General features: G+C 58.7%; 19 protein-coding genes. 8 read left to right on the top strand and 11 right to left on the bottom strand.

The window, feature by feature from the left end; genetic code table 11:
• Complete coding sequence (locus Pan181_RS16605; protein WP_231943619.1) at positions 1-951, bottom strand: lysylphosphatidylglycerol synthase transmembrane domain-containing protein; 951 nt, start codon at positions 949-951, stop codon at positions 1-3.
• A 175-nt stretch (positions 952-1,126) separates the two neighbouring features.
• On the opposite strand from Pan181_RS16605, the gene Pan181_RS16610 reads away from it, so the two are divergent.
• Together Pan181_RS16610 and Pan181_RS16615 are read left to right on the top strand one after the other, a co-directional pair.
• Positions 1,127-2,443, top strand: a complete 1,317-nt coding sequence (locus Pan181_RS16610) for a DUF5685 family protein (RefSeq protein WP_145248307.1) — start codon at positions 1,127-1,129, stop codon at positions 2,441-2,443.
• A 199-nt stretch (positions 2,444-2,642) separates the two neighbouring features.
• Positions 2,643-3,086, top strand: a complete 444-nt coding sequence (locus tag Pan181_RS16615) for a DUF2721 domain-containing protein (protein ID WP_197528429.1) — start codon at positions 2,643-2,645, stop codon at positions 3,084-3,086.
• 6 nt (positions 3,087-3,092) lie between these two features.
• Here the strand turns inward: Pan181_RS16615 and Pan181_RS16620 are convergent, their stop codons facing one another.
• Positions 3,093-4,148, bottom strand: coding sequence for a calcium/sodium antiporter (locus Pan181_RS16620; RefSeq protein ID WP_145248311.1), 1,056 nt, complete (start codon positions 4,146-4,148; stop codon positions 3,093-3,095).
• A gap of 297 nt (positions 4,149-4,445) precedes the next feature.
• Between Pan181_RS16620 and Pan181_RS16625 the strand changes: the two genes are divergently transcribed.
• The gene (locus Pan181_RS16625) at positions 4,446-5,993 is read left to right on the top strand and encodes a hypothetical protein (protein WP_145248313.1); all 1,548 of its coding nucleotides are present in this window, start codon (positions 4,446-4,448) and stop codon (positions 5,991-5,993) included.
• Positions 5,994-7,132: 1,139 nt separating this feature from the next.
• On the opposite strand, the gene Pan181_RS16630 is transcribed toward Pan181_RS16625, so the two are convergent.
• From Pan181_RS16630 to Pan181_RS16655, 6 genes are all read right to left on the bottom strand, one after another.
• A complete protein-coding gene (locus tag Pan181_RS16630) occupies positions 7,133-7,630 on the bottom strand; it encodes a hypothetical protein (RefSeq protein ID WP_145248315.1) in 498 nt (165 codons plus the stop codon).
• A 333-nt stretch (positions 7,631-7,963) separates the two neighbouring features.
• On the bottom strand, positions 7,964-9,031 hold the full coding sequence (locus Pan181_RS16635; protein WP_145248317.1) for a Gfo/Idh/MocA family protein: 1,068 nt from the start codon (positions 9,029-9,031) through the stop codon (positions 7,964-7,966).
• Between the two features lie 294 nt (positions 9,032-9,325).
• Positions 9,326-10,135 (bottom strand): acyl-ACP--UDP-N-acetylglucosamine O-acyltransferase, encoded by an 810-nt coding sequence (lpxA, locus tag Pan181_RS16640; protein WP_145248319.1) that lies wholly within the window; start codon positions 10,133-10,135, stop codon positions 9,326-9,328.
• Between the two features lie 51 nt (positions 10,136-10,186).
• On the bottom strand, positions 10,187-11,065 hold the full coding sequence (lpxC, locus tag Pan181_RS16645; RefSeq protein WP_145248321.1) for a UDP-3-O-acyl-N-acetylglucosamine deacetylase: 879 nt from the start codon (positions 11,063-11,065) through the stop codon (positions 10,187-10,189).
• Between the two features lie 134 nt (positions 11,066-11,199).
• Positions 11,200-11,832, bottom strand: coding sequence for an OmpH family outer membrane protein (locus Pan181_RS16650; RefSeq protein WP_197528430.1), 633 nt, complete (start codon positions 11,830-11,832; stop codon positions 11,200-11,202).
• Between the two features lie 228 nt (positions 11,833-12,060).
• The gene (locus tag Pan181_RS16655) at positions 12,061-13,764 is read right to left on the bottom strand and encodes a M20/M25/M40 family metallo-hydrolase (protein ID WP_197528431.1); all 1,704 of its coding nucleotides are present in this window, start codon (positions 13,762-13,764) and stop codon (positions 12,061-12,063) included.
• A 260-nt stretch (positions 13,765-14,024) separates the two neighbouring features.
• On the opposite strand from Pan181_RS16655, the gene Pan181_RS16660 reads away from it, so the two are divergent.
• Positions 14,025-14,393 carry a response regulator gene (locus Pan181_RS16660; RefSeq protein ID WP_145248327.1) on the top strand — a complete coding sequence of 123 codons (369 nt, stop codon included), beginning with the start codon at positions 14,025-14,027 and terminating at the stop codon, positions 14,391-14,393.
• A 65-nt stretch (positions 14,394-14,458) separates the two neighbouring features.
• On the top strand, positions 14,459-16,246 hold the full coding sequence (locus tag Pan181_RS16665) for an ATP-binding protein (RefSeq protein WP_145248329.1): 1,788 nt from the start codon (positions 14,459-14,461) through the stop codon (positions 16,244-16,246).
• Between the two features lie 39 nt (positions 16,247-16,285).
• Here the strand turns inward: Pan181_RS16665 and Pan181_RS16670 are convergent, their stop codons facing one another.
• Positions 16,286-16,921, bottom strand: a complete 636-nt coding sequence (locus tag Pan181_RS16670) for an MBL fold metallo-hydrolase (RefSeq protein ID WP_145248331.1) — start codon at positions 16,919-16,921, stop codon at positions 16,286-16,288.
• A 291-nt stretch (positions 16,922-17,212) separates the two neighbouring features.
• Between Pan181_RS16670 and Pan181_RS16675 the strand changes: the two genes are divergently transcribed.
• Positions 17,213-18,127 carry a DUF1571 domain-containing protein gene (locus Pan181_RS16675; protein ID WP_145248333.1) on the top strand — a complete coding sequence of 305 codons (915 nt, stop codon included), beginning with the start codon at positions 17,213-17,215 and terminating at the stop codon, positions 18,125-18,127.
• A gap of 47 nt (positions 18,128-18,174) precedes the next feature.
• On the opposite strand, the gene Pan181_RS16680 is transcribed toward Pan181_RS16675, so the two are convergent.
• The gene (locus Pan181_RS16680) at positions 18,175-19,479 is read right to left on the bottom strand and encodes an outer membrane protein assembly factor BamB family protein (protein WP_145248336.1); all 1,305 of its coding nucleotides are present in this window, start codon (positions 19,477-19,479) and stop codon (positions 18,175-18,177) included.
• Positions 19,480-20,359: 880 nt separating this feature from the next.
• Here Pan181_RS16680 and Pan181_RS16685 point away from each other — a divergent pair.
• Positions 20,360-21,610, top strand: a complete 1,251-nt coding sequence (locus tag Pan181_RS16685; RefSeq protein WP_145248338.1) for a metallophosphoesterase family protein — start codon at positions 20,360-20,362, stop codon at positions 21,608-21,610.
• A gap of 54 nt (positions 21,611-21,664) precedes the next feature.
• Positions 21,665-25,093, top strand: coding sequence for an ATP-binding protein (locus Pan181_RS16690; RefSeq protein ID WP_145248340.1), 3,429 nt, complete (start codon positions 21,665-21,667; stop codon positions 25,091-25,093).
• Positions 25,094-25,128: 35 nt separating this feature from the next.
• On the opposite strand, the gene Pan181_RS16695 is transcribed toward Pan181_RS16690, so the two are convergent.
• The gene (locus tag Pan181_RS16695; RefSeq protein WP_145248342.1) at positions 25,129-25,818 is read right to left on the bottom strand and encodes an RluA family pseudouridine synthase; all 690 of its coding nucleotides are present in this window, start codon (positions 25,816-25,818) and stop codon (positions 25,129-25,131) included.
• Positions 25,819-25,821 lie beyond the last annotated feature (3 nt).

Consider the following 25,821-nt stretch of genomic DNA (forward strand, 5'->3'; position numbering starts at 1 on the left):
CTAAGAGGGACCACGGGGAGTACGATACAGGCGGGTAGCCTCCAGTATAACACAAATGGCCCCTTCCGACGCGACCGAAACCAGTCGCCAGAGCGCGACCACTACCAAGGCGACCCCTTCGGCAACCTCTGGGGCGAAAACCGACTTCAGCAGCTCGACTTGCAGCCCGTCGCGAACCATCAAACCACCGGGAATCAGCGACAAAAAGCCGGCGACCACCGGTAAAGCAACCGCTTCTATCCACAATGGCAACTCTTGCCAGGGCCAGCCGAGGGTCGGGTCGACCGCCCGGGCGGCGGACCACAAACTGACGCCAATGATCGACCAGGCAATCACCGAGCAAACAAGTCCCGCGCAAGTTAGACGCCAGTTAATTGCTTGCAACGAAACAGTGGATTCACTTTGGTCGCTGCTTCGCTGCTTCACGACCTTGGTAGCCAGCCAGCGAGCCACCGGGGGAGTAATCGGGATGCCAACCATTACTGCCAGGCCGAGCGACAACCAAACGTAGAGCGTTGGCCCATGACCAGTGATGGCCAGCAGCAACGCGGCAAGCATGCCGCCGCCGGCCATGAAGGTTAGGGTTTCGAGAAACACGCTGATGGCCACTTGTCGCATATTGCAACCAGCTCGCACCAACGCGCCGGTACGCAACACCACGACCAGGGCTTTGCCTGGAACGTACTTGCCAAGGTGACCTAGATAGTAGCCACGAAGTACATCGCTGGGCGTTGGTGTTTCGCCAAGCGTTCGCAGGGCAATCCACCAGTAGCACGCCATGGGAGCGAGTCCCACCAGGTACAACAGGGCCGACAACGCCACCCATTGCCATTGGATCTTTAGATCGGTCTGCGATAGCTGATGCCAGCCGTCGCGAACGGTGCCCCCCGCGAACCACACTACGAGCCCCACAACGCTTAGCGTAATTGCCCAACGCGCAAAACGTACCACCACTCGGGGCTTCGATTTCGGCGATAACGGCTGCGTCGGTTCCATCAGGCTATCGTACCAGAACCCCCGCGATGAAGCACCGTGGGTTATTGCCCCTGAAAAGACTTGGAAGTAGCACCCTTCGCCGGTTCGGCCTATACTCGTGCGGTCCGTTCATCACAGGAGAAAGAGCAACATGTTCGGTTTCATGCGTGGCAACCGCAGCGACACCACCTACCGCCAGGTGTATGCCGCTTGTTGCCAGGCGCAGCGTCGGCACTTTGGCCTTACTTCGCTCTTCTTCCACAGCTACGAAGCGATCTTCCTGTACCTGCTTGCCATCGACGCCCAGGCGTGTGACTCTCCGCCCGATACCGCGGTGACCTGCTGCCGACTGCGCAACCGACTCGACAGCTGGCCTGGATTCGACGTGGAGCGGGCGCGATTCGGCAACGCGTTTGCTCTCATCCTCGCGGCGACGAAACTGGACGACGATGTCCGCGACGACCGCTCGCTCGTTGCCCGCCTGCTGCGTTGGCGACTGCGACGACCGATTGCCGAGAGTCGCGACTACTTCTCCCACCTCGACCCCCAGTTCGAGCACGTGGTTGCCGACTTCATTGCGCAACACCTGCGACTTGAACGCACAGCAGACGAGCCGCTGTCGATCGAAGATTACTGTGCTCCGACAGCCAACGCGTTTGGTTATTTCTTTCAACTGTTCGCCGAACAACTTGCGGCCGACTCCACGGTACGCGATGCCGTTCAGCAGATTGGCAGTTCGATCGGTGCGGCGATCCTCTCGTTCGACTGCGCGGTCGACTACGCCAGGGATCGCCAGCGAGGGAGTTTTAATCCACTGGCAAACACCCGCGATGTGCAGCGTGCGCTCGACTACTCGCTCCATTGCCTGGCGGAAGCAGGCTGGCGCTGCACGCAGACGTTCGGCCCAGCGGCGGCCACCGGACGGGTGGTACGCGCGGTGTTCGATCGGGTAGCGCATCGCCAAGCAGCGCTGCTTGCCCCGCCCTCCATTAAGAAGCGGAAGCGGCGCGGTTTGCTGACCACCTATCGCGCGTACCGCCGAGGATTCTGTGTTTGCGACTGCGGCGGGTGCGATGGCCCGGGATGCGATGGAGGATGCGACGGGGGATGTTGCGATGCCCCGGGCGGTGATGCCTTGGGGGGCGATGCCTCGAACATCGACTGCTTGATCTGCGTCGATTGCTGTGGGGGATGCAATCCGGGTGATCTCCGAGACAGCAAGCGAAAGAACTCGCCCACGATGCCACTCGAGTCCAATTCCCCCTCGAGCCCGAGCCCGATGGTCGGCATGACTGCCTTCACGTTTGGCCCGCTGAACCCCTCCGGCTACATCAGCCTGGGGGGCAAGACAGTGCCAGCACGCTCGCGGGGCGAGTGGATCGGCGACGACACCGAAGTGCAAGTAATCGCCGAGGATTCGTTTGGACTGATTGTCAAACGGCTGGAATCGAGAACCTCCGGCGGCTAGCTCTACAACCGCAGCATCTAAAGTCGGTCGACGGCATCCCGCCGACCAGCGCCCTACAAAACTCGGCGATTGCCGCCTATAGTAGCGAGACATTCCGCTTGGAAACGGGGAGCGACCGCACGTTGCTTGGCTACGGTCGGTCAGAAGCTCGCCCCCCTGCCCTCTGCAAATGCATCCTACCAGGCCAAGGTATTTGACGATGTCGCTCGACGAACTAATTCCCATTTTGAACCTTGCTGTTGGACCTGTGATTCTGATCTCAGGCGTCGGCCTTATATTGTTGAGCATGACCAATCGCTTTGGTCGGGTGATCGATCGCTCTCGTCAACTCGCTCCACTGCTGAAGTCGACCACCGGCGACGAGCGCCAGATCATCGTCGAGCAGCTTCGCATCCTCTGGTCGCGGGCGTGGATCGTTCGCGCGGGCATCGCCATGGGGGTGCTGAGTGTCTTGTTGACTGCGGTGATCGTGATCAGCTTGTTTGCCGGTGCGTTGTTCAAACTGCCGATCGTCTACGCTATTATCGCCTGCTTTGCACTCTGTCTCACTTCGATCGTAGGTTGTTTGATTTGCTTTTTGGTCGACGTGAACCTGTCGCTACACGCGCTCTGGCATCAAATTCCGGAAGAAGCACGCAAGTAGCCAGCTCTACGCTCGACGTTGTCGCCAGGCGCTGAAGGTGAGCACGGCCAAGGTGACCGCCGTGATGGGAATCACAAAACCAACCATCGCGTCCCGAAGCGTGTGCTGGGCCGAACTGCCTGATGCGGTCAGCAACAGGTAAGCGGTGTAGGCCAGGTAATAGCCGAACAGCAACGTTCCTTCCCAGCGAGCGATGACCATGCCGGTGAAGAAGATCGGCAGGCAGGCCACCGACACCGCGACCATCACCGGCAAATCGAACCGCTGCACCGCCTCGGATACCGGCAGCCCAGCAGGCGACACGCAAGCGGCGACGCCCAGCACAGCGAGCAAATTGAAGATGTTGCTGCCGACCACGTTGCCGACTGCGATGTCGCGCTCGCCGCGCACGGAAGCGACGATCGAAGTCACCACCTCCGGCAGCGAGGTCCCCACGGCCACAATCGTCAACCCGATCACTAGCTGACTCACCCCCAGTTGGGTGGCGATCGCCACCGCGTTATCGACCAGCAGCTTGGCTCCCAATACTAGCATCGCCATACCAACGGCCACCAGCACAAGCGACCAAACCATGTTCGTCGCAGGAGCAGAATTTTCCGTCGCCTGCTGCGCGGAGTTCTCACGCCTGGCGATGCGAAACAGTAAGTACGTGTAGCCCAGCATCGCGGCCAGCAGCACCGCCCCTTCAAGCGGGCCGATGGTTCCTCCCCAGGCAACTGCGGCAACCAGCAACGAAGCAGCAATCATCACCGGCACGTCGAGACGAATCAGCTGCGACGACACCGTGAGCGGCACGATCATGGCCGAAAGCCCGAGGATAAACAGCACGTTGAACGTGTTGCTACCAATCACGTTTCCCAAGGCCACATCCACCTGCCCGGCCAACGACGCTTTGATGCTCACTGCTAGCTCGGGAGCACTGGTGCCAAAGGCCACGACGGTCAGTCCAACCACCAGCGGCGACACGCCCGCTCGTGCGGCCAGTCGGCTCGCCCCCCGCACCAATAATTCGGCACCAGCTATCAGCAGCCCAAAGCCTATCAGGAGCCCAACCATATTCATCGAGTTTGCACCTTCGTAAGTCCTGCACCATCCGCTGCCGTTTCTAGCCGCCGGAAATGGTGTATTCGCGACGAATCACTCTCATCTTGTAAAAACGAACTTCGTAGCATCGCAAATCATGGCGAGAAACCACCTTGCCGGCTAGCGGAGTAGCCCTGCTTCGGCCAGCTGCAAGTGCCACACGCTAGCACAACATCTATAGGACCATCGGCCAGGTTCGGTTAGAATCCATCAATAGTAGCTTTACCGGCATTGGATTTCTGCCGTTGGTCATTTACTTAGGGATAGACGCGAATCATGACAGCTCCTGTTCTCATGCTGCTCGCTCCGCTTTTGAGCGTCACATTTGGGTACGAACCATCCTCCGACGCTGAGGTTGGATACGACTACATTGTGCAAGTCGAACCAGCCATGGTCGAGCAAATGCAGCGGGGCAATGCCGACACGATCGAAGTGAATATCCCCGCCGAAGTGAATCCAATTCGGCGAATTCGCGTCGTCGTCGGCACCGAGCAGCTTCCCAAGAAGCTCCGCCCTGGCGCTGCGTTCCACACCACCTTCCGGCCCGATCTCGATTCGGCCAGTATCGGACTGCTCGCACAAACCGGCCCTGCCGGTGGGTATGGTCGCAACGCCGATGGATTTAACGGTGCTACTACCCGCTCGACAACGACCAACACTGCCGAAACGGCTCCTTTCTCGATACCTCCGATAAATACGAATCCCAACACAACGACCAACAACTACTCGCAGGACCTCCGCAACAGCCTGGAATCGGGTTTTCAAGCAGCCGAAACTGGCTTGAACAACACGACCAACGCGGTGCGGGGAACCCTGAACAACGTCGGCTCCGCCGGCCAGGGCGTGGTCGACAACGTTCGCACAACCGTGAGCGACGTGATTGCTCCTCCCGATACTCGCACCTACAATCCCCAAAACACGCCGCTCGAGAACACCTCGAACCGCTTGCAGCAAGAGTTTCGCAGCACGACCGACGCCATGCGGAACTCCATCGATCGGGCGATGCAGGGCAACACCCAGCAGCCGACCAATGCGACGGCCAACCCGAACATGGCGAATGTCGACATGAGCAACCTGCGTCCAGGCGAAACTTCGCTGCTTAACGGGGTGAATCCCAATGCCAACATGGGAGCGGCAAACACCGCTGCACCAACCTCTCAGGCTCAGGCTCAATACCTGACCAACCAACTCATCGAAAACCAAAACGAGCTGAATCGACTTCGCAACCAGCTCCAGCAATCGGAACAAGCCCGCCGGGCTGCGGAGGCCTCCTCCAGTGCTACCCTGACGCCCACCAACTTCCCGATGCAAAACGTGCCCGACCGTACCGCCTCGAACGCGGTGACCCCGCTGGGGGATCGTTCGTACCTCACCGGCAACGGGAACGGGATCGGCAATGGGAACACCTCCGCGAATACCCAACTTACCAACACGGCCAACACGAACAACAACCAGGCGAATGCCGCGGCGGATAACACCAACGCGCCGAACGCCGGCAATTCGACAGAGAACTCCAATTTTAAGCTGCCCCCCATCGAACCAGCTGGCACCACGACCGTAAACCGGGTGGATGCCGATGGAGCGGACAGAGGATACGACTGGGCCCCCAACGGTGGTAACTCGACAGTCGACAATAACGACAGCAGCGACGAGGAAACTACCCAAACTTCCGGAGTCCCTGGTGCCGCTATTGCCTGGGCGTTCGCGATCGGTCTGGGAGTGGTCAATATGTTCCAATGGCTCAACCTTGTGGATATGCGAAACAAGTACCGCGTAGCGCTCCGCCGCAACTCGCCCAACTTCTCCCGCTCGATGGCTGCCTAAACCAGCGATCGCGGGAGCCAGGCCAGGCTCGATGGCCGCTTGGCACTTTCCCGAAACGCACTAACAAACCTCCTCACGCGAGCGAATCTCCCCGCCCCGGGCGAAATAGATTCCCACCGCTCACGAATAGATTCCCAATTTTCCCACCGATGGGAAAATTGAATCTGCACGCACTCTACAAAACCAGTGGTTTTAGGCTGCGAATAGATTCCCATTCCCCAAAACGCATCGAGTGGGAAACTATTCTGGGGAGGGGACACGATTGGGGATTTCAGATTGCGGATTGCGGAATGTCCTCTTGAAGGTAGTAGGGTGGGTCCAGGAGCGACAGCGACGCAGCCCCACCAACGCTTTGCCAACCGCGCAGCAGCAACCACCCACGCAGGCAACCATTCGCCTGCGCGTCGCTAGTAATCTGCTATTCAGACAAGCATCACATCTCGCAAACCTCCAATCACTAAAAAGCCAACAGCCGAAAGCTGATGGCCGACAGCCACAACATCACCTGTCCATTAGAACACTACATGTGGCCAATTCCCAGCGAAAACTGGAAAGAATAAACGGGCCGCAGAAGAAAGCAGCATGACCCGCCGAGTGGTTAGCGGGGCACAGCGGCCTGGCATTCTGAAGTGCACCTCATGCGATGCCTCGCACCAGTTCCGACGATTCGGAGAATCGTGCTACGATGGCTCGCGCCAGAATCGGATGTGGCCCCAGCGACAAAGACCATTCGCCAAACGCGCCCACGCCCCGAAGGGGCACCCACAGGCCAGCCCGGGGCATCGCCCCGGGAAATGGAAACTCTTAGTTAGGCACCCAAGCAAAGTGGCACTGGCAATGCCAGATGGCGGATGATAACCTCCGAAATCGCGACATGGTTTACTCCTCTCTCCAAGTTGTGGGGACAACCTGAGTTAGGAGTAAACGTCTTATTGTTCAACTGGCAAAGCCAGCGAACTCTCACCACGCCCAGAGGGCGTGGATCTCGATGAGGGATTCGAAAAATCGTAGAGATCAATCGGGCTGTCGACTCTTGCTAAATTGGCACATAGCCAATGGGTGCAAGCTACCAAGTAGTCCGGTACACCCTGAAATCTATTTAGGTCGCCCTAGTCCATGCTCTCGCCCCTCAGCATCAACTAGGTTCGGATAGTGATCTCGATAGCGTCCACTCCAATGCCGAGCTGTTTGGCTATCATTTCTTTAGCTGTATCGAAGATGCTTACAGGCACTTTTCGCAGCGGTGCTGCAGGTCTCTTCGCCGCTGGCTTTGACCCCACTGGTTTCCAGTCAATCTTATTCAGGTTGATGCCGAGGTCCTCAAGATTCGCGTAGTGAATTGGATTGCGGCCAAAAGTCCAAAGATCGGCAACGTCGATATTTGCATACTCGCTGATTTGAATAATGAAACGTTCTGGCGTCCACTCGCCGGGGCCGAGCCCCGAAATCTTGCCAAGCAAAAAACCTGACTTATGCTCCTCTGGACCAGGTGCGTGGTCGCCGTTGGCATTCCGAGCGCAGACGAGATACGTCGCATTTCTCGCATTCCTACGATTCAGAACCCACTCCTGAGATCCGCCTGACTCCAGAATCTCTTGAAGTGAGCGGGATGTGAATGTGACTATCGTGTCCGCCATAACAACTCTCCTGGACTTGGTGAAAAGCAACACACGAAATGTAACATTGCATTAATATCGTTACAACAATGTTACCAACCTTTTATTAACTTTCACTCACCATGTGAGACGAGTGGTCGATATTGGGAGAAACAACAGCGAACATTCGGAATCAACAAATGCCCACACTATTCTTCCGAGTCGCCCCCAGAAACGATTCCCAGCCCCTTTCACTCCGTACCAGACGACAGCTCGCCAAACTGGCCAAAACCATCAGCCCCCAAAACAAAAGACCCCCTCTTTCCCAAGCAGGAAAGAGGGGTTCTTTGAATGTTGAACTTGGCTCTCGGCGTGTTAACCGGCCTTGCGGAGCGGCATGGCTGGTAGCATGTGAGCACCTCGGCGTCCGAGCGGTGGGGCATCCCAGTGATGCATGGCGATTGAAGCCAGCACTTGCTCGGCCACGGCCAACGCGGCCCGGCCGGCTTTGCCACTCACGCGGACTTGACGACCTTCGCGAATCGACTCGGCAAAGTCGCGGTGCTCTTCGGCAATCGCGTTGGTTTGCTCAGGTTCCAACTCCTGCTTGATCAAGAGTTCTTCGAACAGATGCTCGCGGTAGTAGGCTGTTTGGTCGGCCGACAGCGTAGCAAGGTCGAACTCTCCGGCTAACAAGCTAGGATGCGGCTGAACCGTTGTCGCCTTACGTCCTGCGAAGTCGATATTCGCGAACATGGTCGACGAGAACACCTGCATCGAGCGGGCGGGTTCGTAGTTCACGCGCGAAGCGGTAAGCTGAGCAATGCACCCATTTTCGAAGTGCAACTGCGCCTGGGCGATGTCTTCGTGCTCGCCCATCACGGCGACGCCGAAGGCAAACACGTTGACCAGACGCGACTTCACGAGCGACAGCACCGCGTCGATGTCATGGATCATCAAGTCCATCACCACGCCGATGTCGGTCGAGCGGAACGTGAATCCACTGGCGCGGATGCCTTGAATGTAACGGATATCTTCCAGCTTGTCGGCGACGCACTCCAAGCCAGGGTTGAAACGTTCGACATGCCCCACCTGCAAGACCAGGCCGTTGTCGCGAGCCAGTTCCACCAACTCGTCGGCCTCGGCCACGGTGGTAGTAATCGGCTTCTCGACGAGTACGTGCTTGCCAGCTTCGAGCAGTTCGCGAACCACTTTGTGGTGCAACACGGTCGGCGTAGCGACAATCGCGGCGTCGATTTCGTTTAGCACTTCGTGATAGCTAGCCACTGCCCGGGCGCCGGTTTGCTCGGCGACTTCCTGGCGGGCTTTTTCGGAGACATCGACGATGGCAACCAGGTCGATGTGGGGAGCGTCGGCTGCTAGCCGAGCGTGAATCCGACCGAGGTGGCCGGTACCGATAACTGCAGTACGGAGGGGAACCATGGTTCTTTGCCGTTAGGGTGACGGAGTAAATAGCGAAATTCACATGAGGAGCATCCGCGACGTTTGTCGCTGGACATCATCACGCGAGTTTCGACATTTACCACGTGCAGTCGTCGCGAGCAGGCAATCCGCTGGAAGCGATGGATGGAGCTAATCGCATCCATCGCAGCCAGCGATTCGCTGCAGCAACACCCACACGGGGCATGCCGCACGGTGGAAACCATCGGGCCGTGGGCGGGAGTCCTGGGGGGGGAATGGACTCACGACCTGGCGAGATCGTTCCCGGCAGTCCGTTTAGGCGGCAGCGCGACGCACTTCGCGTCCGCGACCGTGCCGTCCTTCCTGCTGCCCTTCGATGAAGGCCAACAGATTGTTCACATGAGGCAGCAACCGATCGTTGCCTCGCAGTACTTCACGAGCCGCGTCGAGTCCAACCTTCGAGCGATAAAGCAAGCGGTGGGCTTCGGCCAGGGCGTCGATCGATTCGGCATCGAAGTTATTCCGCTTCAGCGCGACGATGTTGATGCATCGCGGGCGGGCGGGCGAGCCTTCGCACAGCATGTAAGGTGGAACGTCGTGCAACACGCGACTCAAACCACCGATGAAGCTGTAGCTACCGATCGTGGTGTAGTGATGCACGGCCACTCCGCCGGAAATCGAAGCGTAGTCAGCCACGTGAACGTGTCCGCCGAGCATCGACCCGTTGGCAATAATAATGTTGCTGCCGACCTTGCAGTCGTGGGCAATGTGAGTACCAGCCATCAGGAAGTTGTTGCTTCCCAAGCTGGTGATGCCATCTTCTTTTTCGCTGGCGCGGTTGATGGTCACGTTTTCGCGAATGATGTTTCCATCGCCCACGATCACCTTGGTGTCGGTGCCGGCGTAACTAATGTCTTGCGGCTCGCCACCAATCACGGCGTGCGGGTAAATCGTGTTGTCGCGACCAATGGTTACGTGTCCCATGAGGGTCACGCTGTTCATAATCTTGGTGCCGGCACCTACCTTGACGTGCGGGCCAATCATAGTGAATGGTCCCACTTCGACTTCATCGTCGATCTCTGCGCGAGGGTCAATCCAGGCGGTGTTCGCAATGCTGGTAGCCATGGTTCTTCAGGGGGCTGGGGACGAGCGAGATGTGTTTGGAACGATGTTGTTTCAAGCGGATTTCCGCTGACCGACTTCTTGCTCGTGGGCAAGCAATGCTTCCACAAGCTCGGCATTTAGCTGGTGACCACTACGGTAACCAACGATGTGCCCAACGATCGGACGACCGGCCAAGGCCAGATCGCCAACCACATCGAGCACCTTGTGCCGAACACATTCGTCGGGGTATCGCAGCGGGTTCTCCATCGGACCGTCTGCATCGAAGATCAGCAGATCCTGAGGAGTCACCCGAGTTCCTTTGCCCATCGCCACCAAGGCGTCGGCTTCTTCGCGTAGCACAAACGTACGGGCCGCAGCCAGTTCGTAGCGGAACTGCTCGGGGGAGATTTCCGCCGCGAACGATTGCCGCCCAATCGCGTTGCTGGGGCCATAGTCGAGATGGAACTCGATGGAGAGCCCATTGCTATTGGTGGGTTGAGCTTCAATCCACTTGTGCTCGTTGCCCACTCGCGTAGCTCGCGTGACCACCAGCGGACGCGTTGGCGTCGACTGCACCACCACGCCAGCCATATCGAGAGCCTCGACAAACGCAGCGGCCGAACCGTCGCAGCCAGGCATCTCCTCGGCAGTCACCCAGACTTCACAGTTATCAATTTCGAGGCCGAAAAGAGCGGCCATCACGTGTTCAATCATCTCCACCCTCTTGTCGCCGTTTTTCATCACGGTTCGACGAGGGCGGTCTTCGCGGAAACTGAGCCCCACCGGAAATCGAGTGGGGGGGGCACCGTTCGCGGGAGCCAACACAAAAGTGACTCCACTACCAGGGGCGGCAGGCCGAAACTCTACTCGGCAATCTTCGCCACTCCAGTAACCAAAACCTTCAACAGAGGCGGCACGAGCAACGGTGCGCTGATGGCGCAGAGGTATCATCGCAGGTTATCTCCCAGGCGGGGAACTTGTCCGAGGTGGACAACAGTTCGGACTTCAACAAGGCACACAATCACCATTCACTTGGCCGAGTCTCCAGCAACCCTGGAGACCCGACCGCCCGTGAATTGGGAGCCTTACTGAGGCCGGGTTTGCCCGGGACGAAGTGCTGTCGCAGAAGCTCCATTGGAAGCACCACGATTGAGAATCGCCAACACGTTTTGAGTGATGTCGATACCATCGGAATAAACCACAGGCTTATTGATGTGCTTCAGAATATCGGCACTGCTCGAAGGATCAGGCTCAGCACTGCTGTACTTGAGCACCAGACCAATGTTCTGCTGCTTGGCGTACTGACCGATCACGCTCGAAATCTGCTGATAGGTTTGGAAGTAAACCGAGCTTTCACGCTCCATCAGGCTCTTGCTCAAACGATCCATCTCGAGAGCAAACGTAGCCTTGGCGCGGGCCAGTTCATCATCCTTCTGGCGGTATTCAGCAGTACCGGGCTTAAAGCTGTTGCGAGCTTCTTCCATCTTGATCAGGGCGTCACGCTTCGCCTTCATCTGAGCATCCACTTTTTGCATGTCGGCCTTCATTTGTTCCATGAGGGCTTTGAAAGCTTGATGCTCTTCAAAAATCTTGCTGATGTCGACAACAGCCACACCGTATTGGGCGGCTTTCGAAGTTGGGGTGCTTTGAGCTACGGCCGAGCTGTTAGCAATTCCAAACGCGAGGGCGGCCGCGACGGCCAAAGTCAGAGTCTTCACGTCAGCACTCCTTGCTGGGATACGGGGTCATCCATGACCAATGCGAAAAAAATCGACCGAAACGGAGGTTGGTCCGGCCGGACAGTCAAGCGGGCGGTATTGTGCCGAGATCCGCCAAACGAGGCAAGACCATTTGTGAAGACTTTTGGAAAACCAACAACAACTTGAAGCCCCACCTTCAAGCCGGTTTACTGCTAGCAATCCCAAAAGGACGAAAGAGACTTTAAATCACGGCCTCGAAGGGCCATCGGTCTGCTGATACTGAGGGCGTTCGGGAGCATACAGCACCTGATCGATTAGCTCGCTAGCATACCCATAGATGCGTCGCATGCCGGCAATATCGACCAAATGAACGTCGTCACTGGGACGGTGGTAATCGTTGTGCAGTCCCGTAAAGAAGTGCAATACAGGGACGCCACGCGTGTAGAAACTCGCATGATCGCTCGGGCCAAGCCCGCCGGGCACGCACTGTAAATCAAAGCTGTGGTAGTTATTCACGTCGCGAACGAGCTGCGAAAACTCCTTGGCCGTATCGGTACCACTCATGATCAAGCGATTGTCGGATAGCCGCCCGACCATGTCGAAATTGAACATCGCAACCGTGTTTTCCAGCGGTACCGCTGGATGATCCACGTAGAAACGACTCCCCATCAACCCGCGCTCTTCGCCGGTGAAAGCGACGAACACCAGCCGGCGGGGAGGTGGCTCGGGCTGCGAGGCGTAGTGCCTGGCGAGTTCCAACATCATGGCCACGCCGGAAGCGTTGTCGTCGGCTCCGTTATGAATTTGGCCCTTAAAAGCGGTGTCGCCGCCGCGTCCGAGGTGATCGAAGTGGGCACCGATCACAATCGCTTCGTCCGCGTGGGGCCCTTCCGCTTCGATTGTTGCGACCACGTTCATGGCCGTTACCTCTTGCCGAGTAATGTCGACATTGGCCACCATTCGCCAGCCGGAAAGCTCAAAACTACGGGGCTGCAGGTCGTCGTCGATGGAAACTTCGAGCTCCGCCAGACTTCCCCGGCCTGCTGCGGTAAAAAGCTGCTCCAGGGCATCGCGGGTCGCTACCATCACCGGCAAAAACGGCTCGCTGACCGCCTGTCCGGCTTGATCAAAAGGGAGCAGGTGCGAATTTACGGCCAACGCCATTGCTTTCAGCCGCGATTCGCGGTCGAGCATCGAATCCATGCGTTGGCCATGGATTTTCGTCTGGCTCGGTGTGGGTGCTGATTGGGCATTAAAGTTGTTCTGCTCTTGCAACAGCTTATCGTTCAGCGCGTCGATGCGCATCTCGTACCGTCGCCGCATCTCTTGCGTTTCATGCAGGTCGGTACAGAACACCACGGCTGCTGCCCCATGATCGATCGCGTTCTTTATCTTTCGCATGAACGGAGCGTGCTTCGACAGATTCAGCCCATCGAATTCGCTGTAGGGATCGTGCTGCTGCGGTTCGTGCCGCAAGACGATAACCGTTTTCCCTTGGACGTCGACGCCCGCGTAGTCGTCATAGTCCAACTCCGGAGCGGTGATGCCGTAGCCAACAAACACCAGGGGTGTATCGATTGCTCCCGCTCCTCCAATGGCTAGCGGACGAAAGTCGACATCCACCTTCCAGTCGATTCGCGATTGCTTCGCGTCGTTTGCGAAGACTGCGTGATTTGCGGAGCCTTGTTCCGAGTGCTGCACGTACGAAAACGGCTGGTACCGAACTGCGAGCCCTTTCTGATGAAATTGACCAACCAGATACTCGGCAACCAGGTCGATTTCCGGAGATCCCATGCCGCGACCGGCCATTCGATCGTCGGCCAGGTAGCGTACAACGTGCGCAAAACGATGTTCGAGATCTGTGGATTCGTGCGCTCGCGTGCTTGCACTCGCCCCCGCGACCGCAAGCACTCCCCCCACGAGAAACCACTTTAAAACTAGGCTATCCACGCTAAATTCCGCTTTCAATCCATGTCTCAACGCTGTGCCCCACAGTTGTATGAAAGGAGGATAGCACACCATGCGCTTGCACGCATGTTCGTTTCTACGAAGTTCGTATGAAATTCGCTTTTGACACACAAGCGGCCGATCTCTATGCTTCCCATCCCGCCCGGCAAACAGCTTGCCAATGAGAACCTCTCCCCCCCGTTGAGTTACCCGTCCGCGAAGTCCAGCGCGGGCTTTACGCCTGGTTATCGGTAGAGTTTGCCATGCCATCCGATCACGTGTTGATTGTCGACCAATCGTCAGAGTCTCGCGAAGTGCTAACAGCACTGCTCGCCCGCACTGGCGCACTGACCATTGAAGCGTCGCGTGCGTGCGATGCACTATCGCTAGCGGAGCAACATCGGCCGCAACTGATTGTGCTAGATACCGACAGCGATTCGACCAGCAACCGCGAAGCCACCCGGGCTTTGACCGCCGCTGCCCGCCGCAACAACACCCCAATCGTTTTACTCGGTAAAATTGCCGGGCAAGAAGTACCACAGAACCCCTCGGATCTGCTACCAAAACCCTACCACTACCGGCATTTGATCCGTAGAATTGAGGACGTTCTGGAGCAACGCCGCGCCGCCTAAGGGTGGCTCGCAGGGTGTGGCTCCATTGTCCCACTCCTTGTCCCCCACACTGCTGGCTGGCTGAAGTGCCGAATTTTTTTGTCATTCAGGGCCGAGATCAAGGGTCGCGTTACGACCTGGATGGGCCAGTTGTCACCCTTGGTCGGGTGGCAAGCAACTCGATCCAGTTGCACGATACCGAAGTCTCTCGCGAGCATGCGATTCTGGAGCGCGAAGGCGACACCTACCGCTTCCGCGACCTCGGCAGCTCCAACGGCAGCTTCATCAACCGCCGAGCGGTGAACGAGCACCTGCTCACCAGCGGCGATCAAATCCAGCTCGGGCGAACCCTGCTGCTCTACACCGGCACTCCGCTGGAGCGGCCCGACCTGAGCGAACAGATCAACATCGTTGCGGCCGACCACAAGGACGACGAATCTCGCATTCTGCACGCGGTGTCGCAAAGCGATAGTAGCGACCTGCTGTCGGCTCCCTCCGACGATCAAGCCAGCCCCTGGCTCGCCCGGGCTCGCAGCAACCTGCAGATCATGTATCGCACCGCCTTGGCGGTGAGCCATACGCTCGATATCGACCAACTGCTCGCTCGCATCATGGAGATGATCTTCGAGTGGGTCGACGCCGACCGCGGTTGCATCATGCTCAAGGACGAACTCAACGGGTCGTTGTCGCCGCGAGTTCGCCGCCATCGGCGCGGGGTGCAGACCGAAGACAAAATCACCATTAGTCAAACCATTCTCGATTACGTCGTCGAGCGCAATGAAGGGGTGCTCACCAGCAACGCTCGCGACGACCAACGCTGGGACCCTGCCCAGAGCATCGTAAAGCTCGGCGTTCGCGAAGCGATTTGCGTTCCGATGCAAGGTCGCTACGACGTGGTCGGCGTGATCTACATCGATACGTCGCTTTCTCCGCAGCGGATGCTGCAAGAACGAACTACCACCAAGTTCACGCAAGAACACCTGAAGCTGATGGTCGCTATCGCCCATCAAGCTGCGCTCGCGGTCGAGGATACCTCGTACTACAAAGCCATGGTGCAGGCCGAACGCCTGGCAGCGGTCGGACAAACCATCGCGTCGCTATCGCATCATATTAAGAACATCCTCCAAGGGGTTCGGGGTGGTAGCTACCTGATTGAACTTGCGATGCAGGATCACGCGAAGGCCGTGGAAGCCGGAGAGATGGATCCCGACGACATGGCTCGCATGATGGACACCTTGCAAAAGGGCTGGAAAATTGTCGAACGCAACCAACAGCGGATCTCTGGGTTGGTGATGGACATGCTCACCTACAGTAAGGAACGTGAGCCCGAACCGGTCGCGGCCGAACTCAACGACGTGGTCGCCGACGTGGTGGAACTCATGCAGGTGCGAGCAACCGAGCTAAGCACCGCTTTGATTTTCCGCCCCGACAACAACATTCCAACCTCGATGTTCGATCCCGAGGCGATCCATCGCGCGGTGCTGAACATTGTGACCAACGCCGTGGATGCATGCGACGACTGCGACCGCCGCGAAGTGACCGTGACGACGAAGTGGCACGATAAGCAAAAGCAAGCTTTCATCGAAGTCACCGACTCGGGCATTGGCATCGCACCTGACGATATTGAAAACATCTTTACGGTTTTTGTAAGCGGCAAAGGTGGCCGCGGCACGGGGTTAGGTTTGCCGGTTAGTCAGAAGATCATGCAGGAACATGGCGGTACCATCCGCGTGGAGAGCGAACCTGGCAGCGGCAGCAAGTTCACGATGGAACTGCCGATGCAGAAGGCCACGCCTCCTAAGCAACCAATCCTGACCGACGACGACTCCTCGGGCAGTAACATTCAAAGCCAGACCTTCGCACCTGGCACCTAGCCCTGCGAGCGCGACAGCACGACCGGCCAGTCGCTGTATCTAATCTTGGATCGCGTCGCTGTTACCACGAATAAAAGGGTTGTTGAGTTTCTCGAAGCCGATGGTCGTTTCGGGACCATGCCCAGGATAGACAATCGTCGGATCAGCCAGCGTGTAGAGTTTCTCGCGGATTGACTTCTCCATCGCCTGCGAGTCGCCATCGGGGAAGTCGGTGCGGCCGATTCCCTGGCAAAACAGCATGTCGCCGCCAATCAGGATGGGCGTTTCCGGGTCGTCGATCACAAACACGATGTGCCCTGCCGAATGCCCGGGAGTCTCCAAAACCCGCATTTTAAGTCCGGCGGCCTCATAGGTGTCTCCCTCGGCGAGGGTCTGGTCGGCTTCGGGGCTGACGAATCCGTTACCGTAAAGCCCTGAGAGATTTGCCATGGGGTCGGTCAGCTTATACGCATCGCCATGTCCGATAATCAGCGGGCAGTCGGGCCACCGCTGCTTCATCGCTGCGTTTCCAGCAATATGGTCGATGTGTCCATGCGTATTGAGGATGGCCACGGGTGTCCGCTGCCAGCGTTCAAGTTTGCCAAATATCTTGTCGGCCTCCATTCCGGGGTCGACTACGACGCAATCCTCCCGTCCGGCAACGCCGATAAGGTAGGTATTCTCGTCGAATGGCATGGAAGCGACACGGATAATTTCGGGGGATTGCGTAGACTCCAACGGTTGCGTCTCCCTTGAGGAATCGGATATTTAGTCATTTGGACCGGCGGGTACTATGGGGTAATATATTAATCCCACCCCAGGCTTAGCCGAAGGGTCGCTCGTAGGAGCCCTGCGGAAAGCCCCCCGCCGACAGGCACGATTGCTCTCGACACCATCGCAAAACATTGTCATAGAACGAGACCCAAGACTCGTTAGCTCGCCACCCCACACGCTGTCCCAGCGCGAACGCGAAGGGAGATCCCGAACATGAGTGCTAAACTCGCCCCACAACACCTGACCGCCATCCTGGCTTTGCTCACCGCTGCTCCGTTGCTTGCCAACGCACAAGAACAGCGTGGCACGAACATCACCGAACCAATCTTTCGGGTGGCCCGCGAGACGCCGGCCAAGCCGGTTTCGGCCCATGCGATCTCCGCCGAGGCGATGAAGGCCGCTGCCGACAAAGAGTTCTTTGATCTTACCCAGCAGGCCGGCGAGCATCCGCTGGCTCCCGCCAAGCGCTTTGCGGAGCGCGTTCGCGACCACATCGATACCAACGTGCAGGACTACAAGTGCCTGTTCATAAAGATGGAACGCATCGACGGCGTGATGCAAGACACCAGCTACATCGACATGCGTGTGTTGCAAGACCCATTTGCGGTGCACCTGGTGTTCCGCAGTCCTAAAAAGGGCCAGGAATGCTTGTACGTTGAAGGGCAGAACGACAACAAACTGCTCGCTCGCGGGAATGGCATGCTCAGCCTGGCCGGCGTGCTGCACCTCGACCCCAACGGCACTCGGGCCATGGACGGCAATCGCCACCCGATCACCATGGCCGGCATCAGCCACCTGACCGACAAGATGATCGAGATCGCGAACGACGACATGCGATATGGCGAGTGCGAGGTAAAAACGTACCTCGACGCCAAGCTCGACAAGCGTCCTACCGTGATGGTCGAAATCATTCACCCAGTTCCTCGCAAGGAATTCAAGTTCCACAAGGCTCGTATCTACGTCGACAAAGAACTCCGCATCCCCGTCCGCTACGAAGCGTACGACTGGAAGCAGGACAAGAACGGCAAGCCGGAACTCACCGAACTCTATATGTATAGCCAAATCAAGCTGAACAACGGCTTCACTGCGGCCAACTTCAAAGAGTCGGACCCTGCGGTCTTCAAGTAACCGTCGCTGAATGCAAGCTCCTGGCTGCTACGTTTTAATCGTTGGCCTTATTGGCCAATCGCGTACAGGTGCGTGGCCGTGCGGACGATGAACTCGCCGTCGACCACCGCCGGGGTGGCCATGTGCGAGCCATCGAGCTGGTTGGTGGCCAACTCGTCCCCCTTCGGACTGTTGGCATCAATCACCGTGGTGACTCCCTCGCGACTGAAGTAGTACAGCCGATTGTCGACTCGCAGGATCGATGCCGAGTAGTTGCCTGGCATCCGCTGCTTCCATAGCACTTTTTGCGTTGCGGTATCGATGCACTGCCCGATACCGTTGTCGCTCACCAGGTACAGCCGGCCTTCGTGCAGCAGCGGCGAAGGTTGCGTCGGCACCTGCTTCGAGTGCACCCAATCGGCGTCGCTTACGTCCCCTTCGCTCTTGTAGGGAATCGCCAGCAACTTTGTGCTGCCGAACCCGGTGCAGCAGTACACATGGTCGTCGTCGACCACTGGGCGGGGGACAATCGAGAACCCGCTGCCGTGGTCGTGCCGCCAGATTTCATGCCCATCCTCCGGGGCGTAAGCAATAATCCACTGCGCGCCGGGAATCACAATCTGCTTGGTCCCGTCGTTCTCCACCACCAGCGGGGTGCAATAACTCTTGCAGGTGTCGGGGTTCGTGCTCCGCAGCGGGGGACGATCTTGCTGCCACGCGGTTTTGCCAGTCTGCTTATCGACCGCCACAATAAATTGCTTGTCCGCACCATCGCAGGTGAGCACCAGCAGGTCGTCGCACATCACCGGCGAGCTGCCAGGCCCAACATAATGCTCGATTTCAAACACTCGTCGCCAGACGATGTCCAACGTTTGCGTGTCGAGACACACCGTTCCGTAGCGACCGAAATGACAATAGAGCTTACCCTGCTCAACAACCGGAGTCGGTGACGCGTAACTGTTGAGCGCGTGAATCGGATTCGGATTCTCCACGTGCACGAGTTCGACGTCGTGCACCAACTCGCCCGACCGACGATCGACGCAGATCGCCCGCAACGACAGCGCGCTGGCCTGATCCAACTGCCCAGCGGGGGTTCCGCCGACACGTTCGATCTTGCTGCGATCGCCTTGCTTCTCGATGGCCGTGGTCATCCAGATCTGATTTCCCTCGACCACCGGCGACGACCACCCGCGGCCCGGCAACGGAGTCTTCCAGCGGACTCCTTGCTGCTCGCTCCACTCCAGCGGAGCGGTTCCGACCACGTTGCCTTGTCCGTCGGGTCCACGGAACTGCGGCCACGTAGGCTCCTCGGCACCAAGCCGCGAAACACCAGCCAGAAGCAATCCCGTCACGAGAGCAGCGCGAAGCAACATACGTATATCCTTTCGAGGAACCGAATTGGCGAACCGGAGGATTCTAGCACACTTGACGACTCGTCGGGTAACCGCGACCAAATTACAAAACACGATGCCCTGTCACCCTCGTCTGACAGCTAGCGAATCGCTCGGGCGGAATAGATTCAATGTTCCCATCGATGGGAACATTGAATCTCCGCCCACTCTACAAAACCAGTGGTTTTCGACCACGAATAGATTCCCATTTCCCAAAACGCATCCGATGGGAATCTATTTTTGCAGTGGGAAACTATCGCAAGTCGTTTGCCAGCAATGAGTTGCATCAACACCTCCGCGATAGTTACCCAGAATAGATTCCCACCCATGGGAAACTATTTTGAGAGGAGTCAGGATTCAGGGGTCCGGGCAGTTGGGAGTTGGGAGAGTCCGTAGCGTGGGACCAGGAGCTTCCAGCGACGCAGCCCCACGACCGCTTTACCATTCGCGCAGCAACGAACCCGGGCGCACACGAACGATCGCCTGCGCACTGCCAGCAGTTCGATCTATCAGACAAAGCATTACATCATTCAGCCTCCACTTACTTAAAAGCCAACAGCCGATCGCTGAAAGCCGACAGCGAACGAATACCTATCCATTAGAACACCATAGGTGGCCAATTACCAATACAAAACGTCTCGATTGTGAGATGAGTCGGGGACGCTTCGTGGGCTGCTCGGCACGGAAACCTGCAGATTGGGTTGGCAAAAAATGCTAGCAGAGCCGGCAATCTGAAGTTGGCCGTTTTCGCGAAACTATGTAGATTGTTCAGTTGGCAAATGTCAGACGACCGCCGGCCCGACCAGTGATGCCGCGGCGCTGACCAACCAGAACGGACCAACTTTGACGCAGGGAGGCGTTGATGCAGCGGCCTGAAATACGTTTCGTGCACTCGAGCGACTGGCACTTGGAAGCCCCCCTGGCCGGGCTCCCCAGTGTGACAGACGACCTGCGCGAATTGGCTCGCGACGCGGCCTATCTTGCGGCCCAACAAGTGGTGGAAACCACGCTAGTCGAAGGGGCCGACGCCCTGCTGCTCTCTGGCGACATTGTCGACCTCGAGCGTAGTGGCCCGCGGGCGATCGTCTTCCTGCAGGAACAATTCGAGCGACTCAACGCTCGCAACGTGCAAGTCTACTGGGCTGGCGGCGTGACCGACGGCCCCGACGAATGGCCCCTGGTGGCCAAGCTGCCCGAGAACGTCCATCGCTTCGGCACCAGCCGCGTGGAACAACTCGAACTCAAACGCGACGGCAAGACAATCGCCCGCATCCAAGGCATCAGCAGTCAGGATGATGGCAAGGTAGACGCGAGTGGCTTTCACCGCGACGCGGGCGGCTTATTCACGGCCGGCGTGGCCTACAGCACCAACGACTCGCCCGGCAAAGAAGGCGACCGCGTGCACTACATGGCCTTAGGTGGTCGTCACCGTCGAGCCACGGTGGATAACGAACCGGGCATCGCCCACTATTCCGGTACGCCTCAAGGTCGCTCGCCGAGCGAGTCGGGCCCCTGCGGCTGCACACTGATTCACGTGGTGGATGGCAAAGCGAGCACCAAGTTCATTTCGACCGACATCATTCGTTGGGTCGACGAGTCGGTAGAGGTGACCGCCAGCACGACGCTCGAGCAACTCGAAGAACGCATGGACGAACGGCTCGACAAGCTGCGTCAAAAGTCGCAAGGCACCGACCTGCTGGTCTCGTTCCACGTCCGCGGCACCGGCCCGCTGATCACCACATTGCGTCCGGGAACCGAATGCGACGCGCTGGTCGAACGGCTTCGCAAGCGAACCGCAAAACGGTCGCCCCTTTGCTGGGTGGTTCGCATCGGCTGCCTGGCCCCCGCGACCGTGCCCGAAGAGTGGTACGACCAAGAGACGATTCTCGGCGACTTCCTGCGTCAGCATGCGGAATACGAAAAGGATGGTCGCAAGTCGCTGGAACTCGAACGATTGCTGCCATTGCCGCTGGCCAACGACTCGCTAAAAGCGACCGCCAAGTTCGAAAAAAACGACCACCGCAGCCTGGTACTCGAAAACGCCAAGAAGCTGGGCATCGACCTACTGACCTCGCCCGCTGCGACAAACACTTTGGAATCGGCCAACGCGTAACCCACAACCAAGCCGCCCTCCGACTACTCCCCCGCACTGCTGAGTTTTAATTTCATGCGTATCACAGACATCAACGTCGATGGCTTCGGTGTATGGCACGACCTTGACTTGCGTCGTCTGTCGCCCGAAGTCACCGTGCTGCACGGCTGGAACGAAGCGGGTAAAACCACGCTGATGCAATTCCTGCGGTCGGTCATTTACGGGGTGTCGCCCGAGCGCCGGTCGGTGTATCTGCCCCCGGTCAACGGCGGTCGTGCCGGCGGTGCGCTCGGCGTGGTGACCGACGATGGCCCGTTCCGCGTGAGCCGCTACGCCGATCGTAGCGAGAGCGACACGGGCCGGGTGATTATCGAAATGCCCGATGGCGACCAGCAAGGCGATCGCCTGCTGCGGGAAGCGATTGAACATGTCGACGAAGCGACGTTCAACAACGTCTTCGCACTCGGCCTCGACGAGATCCAACACCTCGGTACCTTGGGTGGCAGCGCCGCCGCGCAGTGGATTTACCGCCTGACTTCGGGCCTCGACCGCATCATGCTGTACGACGTGATCGTCGGCTTGCGGGCGTCGCAGAAAAAGCTGCTCGACTCGGCCGATGGCAAATCGAAGTGCGCTACGCTACTCGAAGACAAAGAGCGGCTCGAAGGCGAAATCGCCGAACTGGCCGGACAAACGCGGGTGTGGTGCCAGCGCGGGCTGGAGATCGAGGAGATCGACCAGCAGGTAGCCACGGTGCGAAACGAAGTCCGCGAGCGCGAACACCGCGCCCGCCGGGTGGAAGTCGCGATGGGCATTCGCGAGCAGTGGGGCAAACGCGTCGAGACCGAAGCCCGCATTGCCTCGATGGCGGGGTTGTATCCGCTGGAGCGGAACGCGATTGCCGAACTCGACGAGCTAAACGATCGCATCGAAGAGCACGAACGGCAACGCGACATCCTCAAGGGGCAGCGTCATCAACTTCGCGACGAAGCCGAAGAGCTTGGCATCAACGAAGTGCTGGCTGCGAACTGCTGCCGGGTCGAAGGCCTGGCCGAGCAGCAAGAGTGGCTCGAATCGCTGGCGGCTCAGAGTGCGGAATTCGAAGCCGAAGCCGACAAACTGGCCGCCCGGTTCGAAAGCGAAACCAGCCGCCTGGCGAAGCAGTGGTTCGGCGACAGCAATCGTCGCTTGGAACTAACCAGCGAGCAAATCAAGGAGCTGGCTCCCCAACACGCGGCCATGGAAGCGGCCGAAAAGCAGTTGGAAGAAGCCGAACTGGAGTACGAAGCCTATCGCGGCGAGGAAGAGAAGTTTGCCTCGCAACTGGCCGTGGCCAACACGGCCGGCGAGCGGATGGGCCTGCCGACCAACTTGCAGGACGCTGGGGAACTGGTTGCCAGCCTGCGACGCCGACTGAACGTCGAGCAGAAGATCGAACAAACAAGAAGGAGTGCGATTGAGCTTGAGGGTCAAGCTCGCGAGTTGCTGGATGGACAAGTAATGCCCCTGCGCCTGTACGTGGCCTGGGGCGCGTGTGTGTTTGGAGCCGTGGCGGCCTTCGTCATCTGGCAGATGACCGAGGGCCGACCGCAATTTGGTCAGGCGAGTCTGTTGCTCGCCATCGTCAGTGGTTTGATCCCCGCGCTACGTTGGGCGCGGGAGAATCAAACCTCCGACGACCTCGACGGAATCTATCGTCAACTGGAAGATCTACATCGTCAGCTTGAAACAGCTCGGGCCGAGCGAGAGTCGCTAGAGTCCGACCTGCCGGTGGCCGAAGGCTCGATCGTGCTGCGTCTGCAAACTGCCGAGAAGCACCTGGCCGAACTGGAAGACTTGCTGCCGGTGGAGTCGGAACGCCGCCGTGCGACCGAAGCGAGCCGGGCGGCCGAGTCGGCCTACCAGTCGGCCAAGGCTCGCGTAGAGACGAGCAAGAAGCAATGGCGCGGGGCACTCAAGGCCCTCGGCCTGCCCGAAGAGCTTTCGCCCAAGGAACTGAACCTGCTCGCAGGTCAGTACGAACAACTGGCCCAGCTCGAGCAAAAGGCTTTGAGCCGCGCCGACGACATGGCTCGCCGCCAGCGGGAGTTCGACCGCGTGGTCGCCCGAATTCAGCGACTGGCCGAAGAGTCGGGCCTGATCGTGGAAGATGCCGAGCCGCTCGATCAACTGGAACACCTGCTGCAGGAAAGCCGCCTACAGAAAGCTCGCATTGAGCATCGCGAGAAGCTTCGCGAACGAGCCAAGGAGCTGAAGGCCGAAGAAGGCAAGCACGCCCGGACGGCCATTTCGCTTACTCGCAAGCGTTCGTCGATCTTCGAGAAGGCCGGCGTGGATCACGAAACCGCGTATCGCCAGATTGCGGCCGACCTGGAAGAAGTGGAACGCCTGGAGCAGCAGAAGAAGGCCCTGACTCGGGAGATCGTCGCGGCCATCGGCAAGCTCGGCAGCGAAGAAGACTTCGCCCCGCTGTTCGCTCCCGAAGTGGTCCACACGCTCGACAAGCAGTGGGAACAACTGGCCAGCGAGCACGAAGCCTCAGAGAAGCAACTCGACGACCTACTAAAGCAGCGGGCGCAGTTGAAGGAGCAGCAACGGTTGCTGGCCGACGACACCACGCTTACCGAAAAGCAAATCGAGCTTGGCATCGTCGAAGCCAACCTGGCCCGCGCCCAAGAGTCGTGGCGCGAACGGGCGGTGGTGAGCCAGATGCTCGAACGCGTGCGGCACGAGTACGAACTGCACCGCCAGCCAGAAACACTGCAAGAAGCCACGGAGTACTTCCGCGAACTCACCGGCGGCATGTACACTCGAGTTTGGACTCCGCTGGCGAACGACATCTTGTTCGTCGATCGCGAAGATGGCTCCTCGCTAGCGGTCGAGTCGCTGAGCCGAGGCACCCGCGAGCAGTTGTTCCTCAGCGTTCGCATGGCACTGGTCGCCATGTTCGCCCGCCGGGGCATTCAGTTGCCGATGATTCTCGACGACGTTCTAGTGAACTACGACGAACGCCGGGCCGCGGTGGCCGCGAAGGTGATTACCGAGTTCGCCGCTGCGGGTCATCAACTGCTGGTGTTCACCTGCCATGAGCACATCCTGAACATCTTCAAGAAGCTGTCGGCCGATTGCCGCCGGTTGCCAAGCCGCTTTGGCGAGATCTTCGACGACGAGCCAGTGGAAGAAGAAGTGCTGGAGGAGGAAGTCGTGGAAGAAGCGATCGAAGAGGTCGCTGAGCCCGAGCCTGAACCGGTGGTCGAAGAGATAGCCGAAGAGCCGGAGCCCGAACCAGACCCCGAGCCTGAGCCCGACCTCTACTACTCGGCGACCATCGCCCCCCGCCCTGCCCCGAAGAAGAAGATCGTCGAGCAGGTGGAAGAAGTCGTGGAGTACGACTACGAGATTCCCTCGGGCGAGGGTGCCATCGAGTACGATTGGGACCACGATCACCCTAGCGAAGACGCTCGGCTACTGAGCGGTAGCGGGATTCACACCGACTGGCAATAAGCACGCTGCACGCCAACGAACCCGTTGGCTGTTGCTTACAGAATCGCTGGCCAATAGTCAGGTAGCGGGGCTTCGACGGTTACCTGCTCGTCGCGCATCGGATGGCGAAAGCCGAGCGTGCGGGCGTGCAGCCCGATGGCTTGATCGCGCTGGTCCTCGTACGCGGGGCCGAACGGAGTGGTCGCTCCGTACTGCGTGTCGCCGATCACCGCATGCCCGCGAGAAGAACTCTGTACGCGAATTTGATGGGTCCGCCCGGTTTCGAGTTCAATCTCCAGCCACGTCGCTCCGTCGATTTGACCACGGACGCGATAATGCAAAATGGCCTTCTTGCCGCGAGGATCGTCTTCCGGCACCACGATGGCCTGGGCCATGCCATGGCGTTTATGCAGGTAGTCGACCCAAGTTCCTTCGTCGGGAGTGACGTCGCCTTCGACGAGCGCCCAATACGTTTTGCTGACCGTTCGCTCCTGAAACTGCGCCGCCATGCGGCGCGTCGCCCGAACGTGTCGTCCAAAAGCAATGGCTCCGGTCACAGGGCGGTCGAGTCGATGGATGATGCCCAGGTAGATGTTCTCGCTGGGCGACTTGCCTTCGCGCTCGCGATAGAACTCTTTGACCTCGAGCTCCAGGCTATCGATGCCAATCGGTGCTTGGGTGAGCAGCCCAGGCGGCTTGTTGACCACCAACACGGGACCATCGTCGTAAAGAACAGCGAGAGCCATGAA

It is taken from the genome of Aeoliella mucimassa, from assembly GCF_007748035.1.
GTDB classification, from domain to species: domain Bacteria; phylum Planctomycetota; class Planctomycetia; order Pirellulales; family Lacipirellulaceae; genus Aeoliella; species Aeoliella mucimassa.

What these genes read in the sequence shown, in the direction of transcription:
- Pan181_RS16610 (WP_145248307.1), top strand. Translation starts at nt 1,127, where the DNA reads ATGTTCGGTTTCATGCGTGGCAACCGCAGCGACACCACCTACCGCCAG.
- Pan181_RS16615 (WP_197528429.1), top strand. Translation starts at nt 2,643, where the DNA reads ATGTCGCTCGACGAACTAATTCCCATTTTGAACCTTGCTGTTGGACCT.
- Pan181_RS16620 (WP_145248311.1), bottom strand. Translation starts at nt 4,148, where the DNA reads ATGAATATGGTTGGGCTCCTGATAGGCTTTGGGCTGCTGATAGCTGGT.
- Pan181_RS16625 (WP_145248313.1), top strand. Translation starts at nt 4,446, where the DNA reads ATGACAGCTCCTGTTCTCATGCTGCTCGCTCCGCTTTTGAGCGTCACA.
- Pan181_RS16630 (WP_145248315.1), bottom strand. Translation starts at nt 7,630, where the DNA reads ATGGCGGACACGATAGTCACATTCACATCCCGCTCACTTCAAGAGATT.
- Pan181_RS16635 (WP_145248317.1), bottom strand. Translation starts at nt 9,031, where the DNA reads ATGGTTCCCCTCCGTACTGCAGTTATCGGTACCGGCCACCTCGGTCGG.
- lpxA (WP_145248319.1), bottom strand. Translation starts at nt 10,135, where the DNA reads ATGGCTACCAGCATTGCGAACACCGCCTGGATTGACCCTCGCGCAGAG.
- lpxC (WP_145248321.1), bottom strand. Translation starts at nt 11,065, where the DNA reads ATGATACCTCTGCGCCATCAGCGCACCGTTGCTCGTGCCGCCTCTGTT.
- Pan181_RS16660 (WP_145248327.1), top strand. Translation starts at nt 14,025, where the DNA reads ATGCCATCCGATCACGTGTTGATTGTCGACCAATCGTCAGAGTCTCGC.
- Pan181_RS16670 (WP_145248331.1), bottom strand. Translation starts at nt 16,921, where the DNA reads ATGCCATTCGACGAGAATACCTACCTTATCGGCGTTGCCGGACGGGAG.
- Pan181_RS16675 (WP_145248333.1), top strand. Translation starts at nt 17,213, where the DNA reads ATGAGTGCTAAACTCGCCCCACAACACCTGACCGCCATCCTGGCTTTG.
- Pan181_RS16680 (WP_145248336.1), bottom strand. Translation starts at nt 19,479, where the DNA reads ATGTTGCTTCGCGCTGCTCTCGTGACGGGATTGCTTCTGGCTGGTGTT.
- Pan181_RS16685 (WP_145248338.1), top strand. Translation starts at nt 20,360, where the DNA reads ATGCAGCGGCCTGAAATACGTTTCGTGCACTCGAGCGACTGGCACTTG.
- Pan181_RS16690 (WP_145248340.1), top strand. Translation starts at nt 21,665, where the DNA reads ATGCGTATCACAGACATCAACGTCGATGGCTTCGGTGTATGGCACGAC.
- Pan181_RS16695 (WP_145248342.1), bottom strand. Translation starts at nt 25,818, where the DNA reads ATGGCTCTCGCTGTTCTTTACGACGATGGTCCCGTGTTGGTGGTCAAC.